Raw genomic sequence first — 14,849 nt, 5'->3', positions numbered from 1 at the left:
GGTCAATATTTTTCCTATGGAAAGGGGCTTTTACGTTTGAAGAAAAAGCTGTTTTTATTACTAGCAAGTGTGTTTCTATCAGGGTCCGTATTAGCAGGATGTAATGTTAATGATGATGAGCAAAATCCTGCACCGCCGACAAACGATGAAGTGGATACACCACTTGACGACGATAACAACTTAGATGGTGGCAACAACAACGGCGAAAACGGATTAAATAACACGAACACACGTAACAACAACAACGGCAATAACGGTAACAACGGCAACAACGATAACGGGTTAAACAACACAAACACTCGTTATCAAAACAACGATAGGAACACAGGTAACGATAATGACGCAATGAGAGACAGAAATACTCGTGGCGAAGAAATGATCGAAGACAACCGTGACGCAAACGATCGTGACAATAAAGACGAATAGTAAAAGGGGCAGGCTGAAGCAGCCTGCCCTTTTACTATTCGTGTTTCATTTTTAGCTTCGGTTTGCTTTTCATTTTATCCTTAAATTCTTCAAGTAAAGCCTGACCGCCAAGGCCCCTTTCAAGCAGGCTGTCGAGCAGGAGTTCAGAGTAATCACTTCTGTTACGGCGTAATCGGCCTTCAAACAAGATACTTATGTGGTTTTGGAATTTGTTTAGTGAAGCAATTTTGGTTTGAAAATAGGCGGGTTCATTTTCGCGCTTGGTAATTACCGCTTGTACGATCACCTCGCGGCTTTGCTCGTGGATTTTTTGGAAGTAGTCATAAAGAGATAAATCTGTATAGGCTTCAAGGAGCCAGCTCGCTCGTTCATTTTCCTTATTGATAATTAATCCATCTTCTAATGGGATTTCAACGGAATTCCCATCCTCAACAACTTCTAAAGCGACTAACTTAAAGGTTTTCATCGGCAATACCTCCTCTTACTCGATCACATTTTCTAAATTATAACATATCCCTGCTGGAAGCAAATGTCGAAAAATATTTGTCGTATATTGCAAATAAACCTTTTGGTAAAAAAAAGCCCTCCAAAATCGTTTTTTGCCTACGTAAAAAATCGATTTTGGCGCGGAAAATACCATTAAAATTTGAATTTCACTGTTTTACAACCGAGAGGTGAAGGTCTATGATTAAGCCATTAAAAGGAGAGGAGACAATTGTATGATCAATCAAGTCACGCTTGTTGGAAGATTGACGCGGGATCCGGAATTGAGGAAAACAAGTGATGGGCTGCCTGTTACGACTGTGACCTTGGCTGTTAGCCGTCAATTTCGTAACCAGCATGGAGAAATTGAAGCAGACTTTGTCCAGTGCACACTTTGGAAAAAATCTGCTGAGAATACGGTCCAATACTGTCGAAAGGGTTCTGTTGTTGGAGTTACAGGCAGGCTGCAAACCAGGCATTATGATAATAAAGAGGGCAAGAGAGTTTATGTAACAGAAGTGGTGGCCGAAACCATTCGCTTCTTGGGTGCAAAACCAACCTACACCCCGGCTGAATCGCCGCCACCCGTTACCGTTACAGTTACGAAGGAGGAGCTGCCATTTTGACAAATCATGATGATGTCGCCGCCAGTTTAGAACAGCTGCTTGAAAGCCTGATAAAAATGGTTGGTCGAGCCAATAAGAATAATGACAACCTGCAAAACAAGATCATTCAGATGAATGCCAACATGGACAGTCTCCAGAAGCGAATTAGTCAGCTAGAATGGATTATGAAAGGCCAGCTAAAGGAAAGAGATTGGAGTCCGATCAGAATGTACCCCACACATCACCACACACATACACCATCCGAAATTCACGACCCTATCTCGCATTTCTGAAAAACTTCGTCTGTTGACGTCGTAACTTGGATTACTTTTGGTAAAACTAAAATGGTTCCTTTTGTAAACATTTTCCCCGAATTCAGAGGTTCCTTTGTTAAAAAAAAGCCAATACCCTCCAAAATAATCCCCTTTTCCGGCCCAGGAGCGCCGGAATTTTTTTTGTTCAAAATGTGCATAATTTTTCTCTAGTCGGGCAAACTAGTACAAAACCCCCTGTGTTTTATTTTTCAAGGCCGCTGATACTCGATCAGCGGCCTACTTTTTTAGATATTTTTATGTTTTTTACTAGCTTTAATCTGATAGGTTAATAAATCGACAAAAAAGGCACGCCTTTTTGGCGGCATGAGATAGATATCTAGTAAATTCTTTTTCAAATCAGGCTCTTGTTGGAGCAGTTGGAGGATAATGCCCAAATCATGGTCCTCCAAGCTTTCCTTCGTCATGTAACCAGGCTCCTCCGCTTTTGGAAGCAGTTGGTCTAGTACCTCGACTAAATACTCTTTGTCCACCTGATAAAGATCAGCAAATCGGATGTCCGTTTGGTAGGTAGGAATGCTTTTTCCTGTTTCGTACCGGCTCACGGTGGAGCGGTCCATATTCATCATATCTGCCAAGGTTTGCTGGGACCAGTTACGATTGTCGCGCAGCTTGCGCAATTTTTCCGATAAAGACATTGTATTCACCGCCAATAAACAATTGTTGTTTTTAACTTAACGGCAAAAGAAATGTCATAGTTCGATTGTGAGGGATATGCACAGTGGTTTGTGTGAAAACAATGCACATACAAGGTTTAATAAGGTTTGATCACGATTTTAGAAAAAGGAGTATTGAAATTATTGTCGAATAATATATATCGATGTAAATATTTGTCTCATTGGAGGTTAGTTAACTATATGCCAAACTCATTAATATTTATTGGGGAACGACCGAGTCAAATGGAAATGTATATCAAAGGAAAACCGGAATTCTACGACGCCATGCTGCTATCAAAAAACCCATCTTCACACCTTTCTTACCATTCTATCCCTCTTAACCAATCAAGAGTTACCATCCACATCCGTGAGACTAACTCCCAGTTTAACTGTCACCACCAATCCTTGCAGCTGATCGAAGGAGAGAGGCCGCTTTCCGAGGAAGACGCCTACGATATCTTCACGAACTTTGCCATTATCGAAGACAACAAAGTTGCTTTCATCATTCCTTCACGCACAAAAAGAATCGGATTGCGAGAAAAAGAAGACCCTAAGGTTTTGTCTGCTCAAGAGAAACTGGAAGTCTAATGGGTGGAAATTTCATGGTAAAATAATAGGAGGTACTGTGATGAATCGCCTAAATCCATTAAATGATTTCCTGTTTAAAAAATTGTTCGGAGACGATAATGATAATGAACTTTTAATTGCCCTGTTAAATGCAATCCTTAAAACAGAAATTGTGAATCTAACAATTGAAAATGAAAAACTCAACCGAGTTAAGGAAGAAGAAAAATGCCTGACTACTTATTAAGGGAGTCCTTGAGGATGGATGTAATTAGTAAAGCGGAGGAGAAGTTGACAATGCTAAGCGCCGATCCTGAGACTAGAAAAGAGTACGAGCGGCGGGCAAAAGCTCTATCAGATGAACGGAGTCGGTTAGAAGACGCGAGAGAAAAGGGAATTTTAAGCGTAATAAGATGCCTGCTTTCAAAAGGAATGCCTTTAAGTGAAGCCGCCGAACTTACCCCGTATAGTGTAGAGGAATTAAACAGGAAATTAAAAGAAATCAAAGAATAGACAATTAGCTTGTTTCCTTTCGGCTAATACTTATAATACAAACGTATAACAAGATTAAAAGGGCTTCGGACGTATTCCGAAGCCTTCTTCTTGTTTTTGCTTGTCCCTCATCTTGATTAAATAACTAACCAAAATCATATTGCCTTATATATTTCACAATTTTGACAAAACAATTACTTACTTAACATCAAATCCATTCTTTCGCCCTTCTTTGCGCGTACAAAAACCCCATAATCTTACAATCACATGGCGTAAAAATTACATTTCAAAACATACTGTCCACCCCGCATGGACAAAACAGTCAAAATGTCCACGAGTGGTGACAGGCACCGCACTAATTACCTATAATTTTCATCTGTTCACATTGTTTTCCACTGTTATATGACAATTTGTGATAGAGTTTTAATATTTTTGTAATATAACTGGTACATTGTCATGGTATAAATAGATTAATAGAGAAGGGGGAAAACCGTATGCAACTTGTAAGGCGTATGATTTTCATGTTTCTAACATGCGTAATATTGGTGTCAGGTACCGTTGTGGCACATGCACAATCAAGTAAGGAAGCTTTACATACTGTGGAGCAAGAGCTTGAACAAAAGGCAAATGAAAAGAACTCTATTAACAATGAAATCGATAAGCTCAACAAAGAGATGGAAGAATTACAAACATATATTACACAAAATAGAGAAGCCTTAGCAGAAACTCAGAAGAGAATCGATGAAACTCGCCAATTGATTGAACAGAAAAAAGAAGAAATTGTCTTCCTTGAGGATAAAATCCATAACCGCAAAGATGTGATGAAAAGCAGGTTAGTGGCTTTACAAGAGGACGAAAAACTGAATGTAGCAATCAATGTCATTCTAGAATCTAAAAGTGTCGCAGATCTTATTCAACGTACAAGCGCAGTAACCACTCTGTTTAACGCAGATAATGATATTATTAAGGATCAAGAAAACGACCTTAAGCAAATTGAAGAAAATGTAAAAGTAATTGCTGAGCAAGAGGAACAGCTGGCTGTGGAACAAGAAAACCTTGCCAAACATCAAGCTGAACTTGATCTAAACTTACAAAAGAGACAAGAATCCTTAACGGTAATGCAACAAAAATATAGTCAAGTGAATCAAGAAATGGCAGGAATTCAAGCACAGCTGCAGGCGGCGCAAGAGAAAGTCCGTCAAGAACAAGAGGCAGCGAGAGCAATCGCAGCGGCTAACGCACCAGCACCAGTAGCAACTCCAGCACCAACTGGAACAACAGGTAGAGAAATGTATGTCACTGCGACTGCTTACAGCTGGCAATCCGCAGGAAATATAACTTACATGGGTTACAATATTAAAGAAAATCCAAATATCAAATTAATTGCGGTTGATCCATCTGTTATACCATTGGGATCTAAAGTATGGGTAGAAGGCTATGGTGTGGCGATTGCTGGTGATACCGGCGGCGCAATCAAAGGCCATAAAATTGATGTAGTAATGCCAGACAATGCGCATGCATTCGCATGGGGCAGGAAAACTGTGAAAATCGTCATTTTAAACTAAGCAATGTAAAAAAGAGATCTGACATCGGAAAAACTGATGTTAGATCTCTTTTTTTTGTCGAAGCTGCGGTGCCTGTCACCGCCGCAGGTGGTGACAGGCACCAAATATACATCACTGTATAATTAGCCAGATATTCCCACAATAACCGAACGATTACCCTAGATATACCAAGTCTTTGAGTTCGTCTGTGGAGAGTTCGGTGATCCAGTTTTCGCTTTGGATGATTTGGTCGTTTAGATGCTGTTTTTTCTCGAGCATGGCGTCGATTTTTTCTTCCAGCGTGCCGGTACAGATAAGTTTGTGCACGTGAACGAAGCGGGATTGGCCAATCCGATATGCTCTGTCTGTGGCTTGATTCTCAACTGCCGGATTCCACCATCGATCATAGTGGATAACGTGATTGGCTGCGGTCAAGTTAAGCCCGGTTCCTCCTGCTTTCAAGGAAAGCAAGAACACTGGGAACTCCTGATTTTGGAACCGCTCAATCATGTCATCACGCTGTGTTTTCGGTACGCTTCCGTTCAGAAACGGCACCTCAACCCCAAATTTCTTCTTAATTGTCGAACGAATCATTTCGCCCATTTCGATATATTGCGTGAAAATGAGACAGCTTTCTCCAGAGTCTAGAACAGCGTCAACCAGGTCGACAAGCTTCTCCAATTTATTTGAGCGATCCAGAAGCAGCCTATCAGCTGACCTTTCCTTCAAATAAAGAGCAGGGTGGTTACAAAGCTGCTTTAGCCTGCTGAGCATTTGTAAGATTAATCCCTTGCGCTCAAAGCCTGACAGCTTTTCAATTTCAGCAAAGGTATCACGGACCAGCTGCTCATACAGGGAAGCCTGCTCAGATGTAAGCGGACAATACTCTTTTTGCTCCTGCTTTTCAGGAAGATTGAGTGCCACCTCTTCGTCCTTTTTCGTCCGCCTCATCAGGAATGGACGGATTAACGATTGCAGCTCATTGACCTTTTCCTTTTTCTCATCCTTTTCAATCGGAATAACAAATTTCTTCTGGAATTGCCCCAAGCTGCCAAGATAGCCATGATTGGTAAAATCAAAAATCGACCACAACTCGGATAAGCGATTTTCCATCGGGGTACCAGTCAAGGCAATGTGATGTCCCCCGCGGAGCCTCCGCACCGCCCGCGACTGCTTCGTCCCAGCGTTTTTAATATTCTGTGCTTCATCAATGGAAATCGAACTCCACAGGATCGACTCGAATTCCTCTGAGTCCATATGACTTAACCCGTACGAAGTCAAAACGACATCGACATCTTTGATTTTTTCCTTAAAAGCCTCTTCCTTCAAGCGGTTAGAACCGTAATGCAAATACACATTCATTTCAGGAGCAAAACGTTCAAGCTCTTTCTGCCAGTTACCTAGAACGGAAGTCGGGCAGATAATCAAAGCTGCCTTAACTGGGGTTTTTTCAGTGGTACTCTTGGTACTATCTTTAGAACCCGCTCCGTCGTTCTTGGTGCCTGTCACCATTTCAGGAAGTGCGCCGATTTCTTCCTTTACCTTTAAAAGGTACGCGATCAATTGCACTGTTTTTCCGAGCCCCATGTCATCGGCGAGGACAGCGCCAAATCCGTATTGACGCAGAAACCAGAGCCAGCTCATTCCCAGCTGCTGGTAAGGGCGGAGTTCACCCTGAAGTCCTGCAGGAACTTCCCCCAGCGGAATCTCATGTGCTTCAGATAGCTGCTTAATCATTTTTTTCCATTGGCTGTTCAATTCAATTTGAATCTTCGCGAAGGCTTTCGGATTTTCGAGCTCATCTTCCGTCGGAGCCGTGTCAACCAGTTCCTGCTCGAGCAAATCCCTTACATGCAAGCCTTCTTTCTCGGCGCGCTTCATCAAGTCCTGAATTTGTCGAATAAAGCCTGGATCCAGCTTCACCCAACGCCCGCGAATAAACACGAGTCGACGTTTTTCTTCGACAAGCTGGCCGAATTCTTCTTCGGACAGGTCGACACCATTCATGGAAAAACGCCAGTTGAAATCAAGCATAGCCTGCAACCCGACAAATGACGGGCGATGGCTGGAGGAGCCTTTTAAGGAAGCCTTTACCTTTAAATTTGCATTCTTCATCGCCTGCCACCAAGCAGGGAGGAGAATCTCCACGTCCAAAGCCACCAGGGTTTCACTGGCCTCAGTCAAGAACATCCAAGCTTCTTCCTCTGTGAGCCCCGATTTCAATGTCACTCCGTCCTCACTCAGCCACGGAATTAACCTTGCCCAGCGACCTTGCTCACGGTCCACTCTTTCCAAAAATGGTTTCCACCGTGCCGGGATCTTTGCGTCCAAGCCATAAACATCATCGACATTTTTTTTACCACGCAAAAAGACATCCAGGTTCCAAGGCCCTTCTCCATCGAGAGGTTCCTCTAACCTTAATCCAATGGTGAAAGGAGTGTCGCTCTCCTTGATTCCGACCCATTCCAGCCAGGTTTCCTCATCAAAATAGCGTGCCAATTCCGCACCAGAAATACCTTGTTTCCTCAGCAAAGCAAGCTTGGGTCCAAACAACTCTTTCATCGATGCATTCCGAGTTAAATAGGAATCTAAGGCATGGTCATATAAGTCAGAGATAAATTCTCTTACCGTTTCCGCCTGATCACCTTGTGTATCGACGGCCTGGTCCCAAAAAGAAGGGTCAAACTCATCCATGACACGAACGGGGAGCTGCCAGCGGAAGTCGCCATTCTCCCAAACAGAAAAGTCGGGAAGCCAGTCTTTCTCGAGGATTCCTTCATGAAGAGAGTGAGCCGCGGCCAAACAAATCTCGGATTGATCACTCCAGTCCCAGTCAATAAACCGGTTGAACGACTCTTTTGCAAAAAGAGAAACAAGGTGCCAGCCAGTGACCACAACACCCTCGATACCATCAACTGACTCGTTCTCCAGAAGCGTGCCAAAAAAGCTCTCATCATGACGGCTGAACAACACATTCTTCCACTCAGAAGGAGGTAAACCATACCCGTGCTCATCTTCAGCAGCCAATAGATAACGGCCATCATCCAATTTAATTGTCAGAAGCTTAACAAATCTAGTTTTCAGCATCGTAAAGTTACTCCTTTTACTAGGGTGGGGCCTATAATTTGGGGTTAGGATTTCCAGATAATGTCTAAATGTACAAAACCCCTAAAAAAATGTCCAAAAGCATCCGAAAAGTGTACAAAACGCCACAAAAAGTGTACAAAACTCAGTAAAAAATGTACAAAACCTTATTTGGTGCCTGTCACCGAGAACAAACTGTCCGCCTGAGGTGGAAAGTGTCCACGAGCGGTGACAGGCACCAACCACCAACCACCAACCCACTATTCTTCAATGAGTTTGCTCCGTTTGCATTCTTCGTGGAAGGCGCGGAGTCTTTTGGTTTTTTCCATTAGGCTGTCGAGGAAGTATTGCCAGTCGTCGACTCGTTTTGTTTTTTTGTATAGGGTACGCAGTTTTTTTAGGTGGCGGACGGCTGCTTTGTAGCTGGACCTGTTTTTTTGATTGATTTCGTTCAGCGCGGATTGGTGCAGCATTCCGAGCAGCACTTCCGGTTTTTCCTTTTCAATAACCTTAACCCGTTCCCGTGGCAGGTCATAAAAATTCCAGCCCATGAACGCCTGGAGATCGCCCCATTTGTCAAACTGCTTGCGTTCAAACAGCATAAATTCGTATTCCGTATAGCTGTAAGGCAAAGTCGATAGCATCGCGCGCTCATACAATTCAACCTTCCCATTCTCGGTAACGTAAGGGTTAATCGCCTTTAGTGCCGATCGGGTAAATGACGCACAGGAATGATAGGTTCGCAAAAAATCTAAATAGCCTTTAAGGTTTGAGATAAACAGCTCAATTAGCGGTCCAACGCGTTTCCATGATTTCGTCTGTGACAACAGGTCAATCCAATGAAGCATATAGGGAGTGATAACTTTATCATCGATTTTAGTAATCAAATCCAACGCTAGCTCATCCTTTTGCTGCAAAAAGCTGATATGAATCCCAGCAACCATTAGCGGATTTGGATTTTCCCACTCCTTCAAGGACTTCATCCGGTCGTTAATCCGGATGATTTCCTGCTCGCGCCATTCCTTCTTTTTAAAAAGATTGGTCCAGAGGAGACGGTAGAGATAAATACGTTCCTGCTCAAGTTCCGTAGAAACAGTTAACAGCTCAAACACTTCATCCTTTAATTTTAAAATAAATTGGTCAAAGTCAAACGGAAGTGATTGAACACCAATTTTCAAGACAAGCTCATCAGCGTCCTCAATTAGATTATGGAACACAGAGAGGTAGGCACGTCTAACAACATCCTCAGCAAACCCTGATTGCACAGTTAAAACAGCAAGCTTCTTGAATGAAACGACAATCCCGACCATTTCATAAAGCAGACGCCATTCCTGTTCCACCGGAGCACTCGCTTTAATCCGCCGTTCGTAAATATTGAATAGCTCAGCAATAATAAAAGGGCTCGAATATTTTTTCGAATTAAGAATCGTGTCGAAGCTGACTTCGAATGACTCAACCCAGCGCTCGTAATCAGGCTTCATCACACCGTTCGCCTTGATGAGATCTTTTGCCTTTTGAAGCCCCCAGCTCGCAACGTCATTCTTCTCCTTCATGGGTTCACGCCATTCCGCAACCCACTCGGCGACACTGCCTACACGTGAATAAGCAGCAAAAAACACAGCCATCTGATGGCGGCACAGTCCCTCGTGAGGGCAGGTACAACTACTTAACGACAAATGTGAAAAATTCAGTTTCACATGGCAGGGCATCACGTCCTGTACCATCGCCGTAATTTGGGCATTCCATATTTGTAATTGCTTGACCATTCCTTGCCGGTACAGCATTAAGCCCTTTTGAACGAGCTTAACATCATCGGCCGCATGCGGATGGAGCAAATCTTTAATTTCTTCTGCAAGAAGTTCAATCCGTTCATTAGCAGTCGTTGCCTCCAAAGCCACGACCCCCTTTTTTTTAGAAAAATCCATATTCCTATATTATACCCAAAAATTGACCATTCGAGGAGAGAAAAGAGGATTTCTATTCAAGACAGGCTTTTTTTAAAAAAAGATCGTCGTATATTTACGTAAAAAAAAGTCCAGGCATTCAGCAGCGCCTGGGCTTAGGTATGTTCCGCTTCTGTAGATGAAGGTGGATTTTGTCCCAGTTGGTGTGAGACATATTCAAACAAATGATTTAAGTATTTACTAAGCTCAAAGCCATCTTCACTAGCAAACTGTGATAATAGCAATTTAGATTCTTCCATTGGTTTCGTTCCCCCTTAAGATTACTTTCTATCAACATTTTTACCAATCTATCATTCTCGTATACATAAAAAATAAAATTAGTTCTAACTACCTCTGTAGTCATTATCCCGATATAACTAAAATACCAAAATCTGTGAAACTTTTTAGAAAACCCCCAAAACCATGGGTGAGAAAAGTAATATATGGGTAAGGAAGGATGAGTAAAATGAGACAGAGAACTGCTGCCGTTCATTTTCGCGCTCAAGTCGAGTTATACGGCGCTCCAATTGTTGTGGTTGAAGGATGCCAAAATCGTTGATCGTAATCCCATTATCCTCACCTCATTGTCCACTTACAAGGTATGTCCGAATAAGAGGTTTGGTCACGGCAGGGACGCAAAAACCAGCCCCAGCAGTGCTAGGACTGGCAACTTCTATTATAGAATTTCCACTGAATCTATCTCTTGAGTGACCTCAGGTTCCTGTATTTTCACGTCAGAAGCGAACCTTTCCAACCCCCCTGTAGCACAAAACAAAACCAGCGCAATAAACAACGCGATTAAAAGTCTTTTCATCGAAGTGATCCCCCAGTTATTTCCTTTTATCTCTACTCAATAAGACGTAAGCAAACGGTATTTGGTTCCATAAAACCGTTTGACAAAATCTGCGAAAAAATTCATCCTGTTGCTTTTCTAAAACGGATATGATATATTACTTTTCGTACAAATGACCAAATTAGTATTTTAGTCAGTTTTGGAGGTGAGTGGATTGGCAGTGATTGATCGGAAGAAGTTGATTCTTGAGGCGGCAGCCAAGTCCTTTTCCTTATATGGCTATAAGGCGACGACGATGGATCAGGTTGCGAAGTTAGCCAATGTGGGAAAGGGAACAATCTACACCTTTTTTAAAACGAAAGAAGAGCTATTTGATGAAATTATCAATTCGCTGATCGCTGACATCCGATTTGAAGTGGAAAATGCTTTGGATGAATCGGCTTCGATCCTTGAAAATGTGAACCATGTGTTAGTCCGGGTTCATGCGTTTCGGGAATCGCATCAACTGACGATAAAATTGATTCAGGAAGAGCGCGACATGGGCACGCAAACGGTGGTTGAAGCGATGCAGCGGGTGGAGCAATCGATTATCCAATACATGAAAGCCATTATTCAAAAAGCAATGGATAAGGGTGAAATCAAAACCTGCGATCCTGAGGTCACGGCCTTTGTCATGCTGAAGATGTACTTTTCATTGGTGATTGACTGGCAAAGGAACCATCCGCCATTAAAAAAAGAAGAGATTGCTCAGCTCTTTGAACTGTACTTACTAAAAGGCTTATTAACATGAGTCTTTTATTTTGCCCAGAATTGACCATTTGAATAAAACGGTCAATATTTTTTAAAAATAAAAATGACTAATTGAATAAAATAGTCAGGAGGTTACAACATGAAAGGACTTAAAGCAGAATTAAAAACGATCCTTACCAATCGCAAAGTATTGATTCCCATCATCGCCATACTCTTTATACCAGTTCTATATGCGGGAATGTTTTTGTGGGCGTTTTGGGATCCGTATAAATATTTAGGTGACCTGCCTGTGGCAATTGTCAATCAGGACCAGGGCGCGGAACTCGCCGGGGAGAGGCTCGATATTGGCGACGACCTCGTCAATAATCTGAAGAAAAGCAATACGTTCGACTTTGATATCGTTGACAAGGAGCAGGCCTACCAAGGTTTGGAGGATCAAAAGTATTATCTTCTAGTGGAAATTCCAAGTGATTTTTCAAAGAATGCCACAACACTGCTGGAGGATCATCCAGAAAAGCTCCAAATCAAATATGTTCCGAATGAAGGGGCAAACTTCCTATCCGCGCAAATTGGTGAAACTGCGATGAAGGAAATCAAAGCCGAGATTTCAAAAGAGATCGTCGCAACTTACTCTGAAAGCATTTTTGAAAAAGTAACCCAAATGGGTGACGGGTTAGCACAAGCAAGTGAGGGAGCCGGCCAGCTCAATGAAGGTTCGGCAAAACTAAACGACGGTGCTGGACAAATCAAAGAAAACCTAGAAACCTTAGCCAGCAAATCAATCGAATTCGAAGAAGGTATCAACAGCGCTGCGGCTGGCTCCAGTGAAATAGCCCAAGGGACCGCAGCCATCCAACAAGGATTACAAGTAGTAGATGACAAGCTGTCGCTTTTGGTGACAGGCACCGAAAAAGCACAAACCGGAGCAGAGCAGATTAAAAGAGAGCTGCCGGCAGCGATTGCGGCTGAAATTAACTCGCAGTTAACCGGAAGTACGGAAAAATTAAATGAAGGTATCAATCAGTTTGAAACACAGCTTGGTGCAGGATTATCCGCACAGATTGCGGATCAGATGATCGCGCAGCAAACTGTAAAAATGCAGGAGCTTGCGGCGGCGTTAATCGCCAATGGCGTGCCAGCTGAAACTGTGTCTGAAATCATGGCCCAGCAAACTGCGCCATCTAAGGCAGAAGTCCAGCAGCAGGTTGCACAAGCGATTACTCCTGGAATCCACCAAGGCTTCACACAATTTAAGTCCCAGGTAAATGGACAGTTACTAGGAGCGACTTCAGGTTTAGAAACACAATTGAAAAAACAAACCGACCCAGTCTTTGGACAATTAGTTGGCGGAATCGGTGAAATCAATGCTAACCAGGTGAAATTACAACAAGGAATCCACCAGCTCTATGAAGGGTCAACTGCACTTAATGCGGGCGCCAGCCAACTGACAGCTGGAATGGGTGAATTATCTTCAGGTGCGGATAAAATAACAGAAGGAACTGGTAAGCTTGCGGAAGGTTCTACTGAATTACAAGCAGGTACTGAGAAACTTCAGGATGGCACCTCAGAATTAAACGAGAAGCTATCACAGGGTGCGGAAGCGGCGAACAGTGTCCAAGCGGATGATGATACCTATGATATGATGGGCGAGCCAGTAAAGGTTGATAAAAAAGAGATCAACAACGTGCCAAACTACGGAACAGGCTTTGCGCCATATTTCGTTTCCCTCGGACTGTTTGTAGGGGCACTGATCATCTCTATCGTATTCGGCCTAAAAGAACCTGCCGTCAAACCTGCCTCCGCCTCACAATGGTTTTTCGGTAAACTAGGAGTCATCGCCATCATCGGTGTGCTCCAAGCACTATTAGTCGATTTTGTGTTGCTTGTTGGATTGGGTATGGAGGTACAAAGCGTGCCGTTGTTTATCGTGACAACGATTCTGACAAGTATGGTGTTTGTAACATTAATTCAAATGCTCGTCACGTCCTTAGCGGATGTGGGACGTTTCATCGCCATTCTTATTTTGATTATGCAATTAACGACAAGCGCGGGCACCTTCCCACTTGTGTTAATTCCAGAGGCACTGCAGCCATTTAGCGCCTTCTTCCCGATGACGTACAGCGTCCAAGCGTTTAAAGCGGTCATCTCAAGCGGCGACTTTGCTTACATGTGGCAAAACAACTTAATCTTGCTAGCCTACAGTGCTGGATTCATGGTTGTTACATTTATTTACCTTGCATTTACGTTTAAACGTAAACAGGGCAGTGCAGGATTGATGGAAAAAACAGCATAATATTGGATAACATTGGATTCGCGGAGGCGAATCCAATGTTTTTTTATTCGACGCTTGCTTTCGTTGATTGGGCCTGTATTTTGTTAGGCAGATAAACAAATGAAATATGCAGGTAAAATGGGAAATAAGCAGGTAAGAAGATAAAATCCGCAGGTAAAGCAATCATATTGGCAGGTAAGCGGAATTTGAATAAAAAAGGTAATTAAAAAACCATACCTTAAACTAGAATTCACAAAGAATACCGAGTGGAATACCAATTTTCAGGGAGTTTAAATACCTGAGCCAGGCAACAGCCTGGCTTTTTCAGCTTTAAGTTTGGGTAAGGATTTTGTTAGGTAGATAAACAAATGAAATATGCAGGTAAAATGGGAAATATGCAGGTAAGAAGATCAAATCCGCAGGTTAAAGCAATCATTTTGGCAGGTAAGTGGAATTTGAATAAAAAAGGTAATCAAAAAATCAAACCTTAATCGAGAAATCACGAAGAATACCGAGCGGAATACCAATTTTTAGGGAGTTTAAATACCTCCAGCCAGGCAGCAGCCTGGCTTTTTCAGCTTTAAGTTTGGGTAAGGATTTTGTTAGGCAGATAAACAAAGGAAATATGCAGGTAAGATGGGAAATAAGCAGGTAAGAAGATCAAATCCGCAGGTAAAGCAATCATTTTGGCAGGTAAGTGGAATTTGAATAAAAAGGTAATCAAAAAACCATACCTTAATCTAGAATTCAAGAAAAATACCGAGAAAAATACCAATTTTTAGGAAGTTTAGATACCTGAGCCAGGCAACAGCCTGGCTTTTTCAGCTTTAAGTTTGGGTAAGGATTTTGTTAGGCAGATAAACAAAGGAAATATGCAGGTAAGATGGGAAATAAGCAGGTAAGAA

15 protein-coding genes are annotated in these 14,849 nt (G+C 42.5%); 10 read left to right on the top strand and 5 right to left on the bottom strand.

The window, feature by feature from the left end; all coding sequences use genetic code 11:
* Positions 1-36: 36 nt before the first annotated feature.
* Positions 37-426 (top strand): hypothetical protein, encoded by a 390-nt coding sequence (locus ACIQAA_RS09405; protein ID WP_402618091.1) that lies wholly within the window; start codon positions 37-39, stop codon positions 424-426.
* Positions 427-460: 34 nt separating this feature from the next.
* Here the strand turns inward: ACIQAA_RS09405 and ACIQAA_RS09400 are convergent, their stop codons facing one another.
* Positions 461-892 (bottom strand): YwpF family protein, encoded by a 432-nt coding sequence (locus ACIQAA_RS09400; protein WP_402618089.1) that lies wholly within the window; start codon positions 890-892, stop codon positions 461-463.
* Between the two features lie 253 nt (positions 893-1,145).
* Here ACIQAA_RS09400 and ssb point away from each other — a divergent pair, with 253 nt between their 5' ends.
* Together ssb and ACIQAA_RS09390 are read left to right on the top strand one after the other, a co-directional pair.
* A complete protein-coding gene (gene ssb / locus ACIQAA_RS09395) occupies positions 1,146-1,535 on the top strand; it encodes a single-stranded DNA-binding protein (RefSeq protein WP_402618086.1) in 390 nt (129 codons plus the stop codon).
* Positions 1,532-1,807: a hypothetical protein gene (locus ACIQAA_RS09390; RefSeq protein WP_402618083.1), complete on the top strand. Its 276-nt coding sequence runs from the start codon at positions 1,532-1,534 to the stop codon at positions 1,805-1,807. Before ssb ends, ACIQAA_RS09390 begins: the two co-directional genes overlap by 4 nt.
* A 266-nt stretch (positions 1,808-2,073) precedes the next feature.
* Here the strand turns inward: ACIQAA_RS09390 and ACIQAA_RS09385 are convergent, their stop codons facing one another.
* Positions 2,074-2,484, bottom strand: a complete 411-nt coding sequence (locus ACIQAA_RS09385; protein ID WP_402618080.1) for a helix-turn-helix domain-containing protein — start codon at positions 2,482-2,484, stop codon at positions 2,074-2,076.
* Positions 2,485-2,703: 219 nt separating this feature from the next.
* Here ACIQAA_RS09385 and ACIQAA_RS09380 point away from each other — a divergent pair, with 219 nt between their 5' ends.
* The 4 genes from ACIQAA_RS09380 to ACIQAA_RS09365 all read left to right on the top strand — a co-directional run bounded on the left by ACIQAA_RS09380 (position 2,704) and on the right by ACIQAA_RS09365 (position 5,123).
* Positions 2,704-3,090 (top strand): hypothetical protein, encoded by a 387-nt coding sequence (locus ACIQAA_RS09380; protein WP_402618077.1) that lies wholly within the window; start codon positions 2,704-2,706, stop codon positions 3,088-3,090.
* Between the two features lie 40 nt (positions 3,091-3,130).
* Positions 3,131-3,313, top strand: a complete 183-nt coding sequence (locus ACIQAA_RS09375; RefSeq protein ID WP_402618075.1) for a PD-(D/E)XK nuclease family transposase — start codon at positions 3,131-3,133, stop codon at positions 3,311-3,313.
* 14 nt (positions 3,314-3,327) lie between these two features.
* The gene (locus ACIQAA_RS09370) at positions 3,328-3,579 is read left to right on the top strand and encodes a hypothetical protein (RefSeq protein ID WP_402618072.1); all 252 of its coding nucleotides are present in this window, start codon (positions 3,328-3,330) and stop codon (positions 3,577-3,579) included.
* 473 nt (positions 3,580-4,052) lie between these two features.
* Entirely contained in the window at positions 4,053-5,123 is a 1,071-nt protein-coding gene (locus ACIQAA_RS09365) for a 3D domain-containing protein (protein WP_402618069.1), read from the top strand.
* A gap of 153 nt (positions 5,124-5,276) precedes the next feature.
* On the opposite strand, the gene ACIQAA_RS09360 is transcribed toward ACIQAA_RS09365, so the two are convergent.
* From ACIQAA_RS09360 to ACIQAA_RS09350, 3 genes are all read right to left on the bottom strand, one after another.
* A complete protein-coding gene (locus tag ACIQAA_RS09360; RefSeq protein ID WP_402618066.1) occupies positions 5,277-8,189 on the bottom strand; it encodes a DEAD/DEAH box helicase in 2,913 nt (970 codons plus the stop codon).
* Between the two features lie 257 nt (positions 8,190-8,446).
* Positions 8,447-10,078, bottom strand: coding sequence for an SWIM zinc finger family protein (locus ACIQAA_RS09355; protein ID WP_402618063.1), 1,632 nt, complete (start codon positions 10,076-10,078; stop codon positions 8,447-8,449).
* A gap of 167 nt (positions 10,079-10,245) precedes the next feature.
* Positions 10,246-10,389: a hypothetical protein gene (locus ACIQAA_RS09350; protein WP_402618061.1), complete on the bottom strand. Its 144-nt coding sequence runs from the start codon at positions 10,387-10,389 to the stop codon at positions 10,246-10,248.
* Between the two features lie 753 nt (positions 10,390-11,142).
* On the opposite strand from ACIQAA_RS09350, the gene ACIQAA_RS09345 reads away from it, so the two are divergent.
* The 3 genes from ACIQAA_RS09345 (at position 11,143) to ACIQAA_RS09335 (ending at position 14,435) form a co-directional block, all read left to right on the top strand.
* Positions 11,143-11,712, top strand: a complete 570-nt coding sequence (locus tag ACIQAA_RS09345; protein WP_402618714.1) for a TetR/AcrR family transcriptional regulator — start codon at positions 11,143-11,145, stop codon at positions 11,710-11,712.
* A gap of 99 nt (positions 11,713-11,811) precedes the next feature.
* Entirely contained in the window at positions 11,812-13,965 is a 2,154-nt protein-coding gene (locus ACIQAA_RS09340) for a YhgE/Pip family protein (RefSeq protein ID WP_402618059.1), read from the top strand.
* A gap of 347 nt (positions 13,966-14,312) precedes the next feature.
* Positions 14,313-14,435 (top strand): hypothetical protein, encoded by a 123-nt coding sequence (locus tag ACIQAA_RS09335; protein WP_402618056.1) that lies wholly within the window; start codon positions 14,313-14,315, stop codon positions 14,433-14,435.
* The last annotated feature ends 414 nt before the right edge of the window (positions 14,436-14,849 follow it).

This window comes from Neobacillus sp. NPDC093182 (assembly GCF_044754045.1).
The sequence above is the reverse complement of the archived record's forward strand: the minus strand, read 5'-3'. Positions and strand labels throughout refer to the sequence as shown.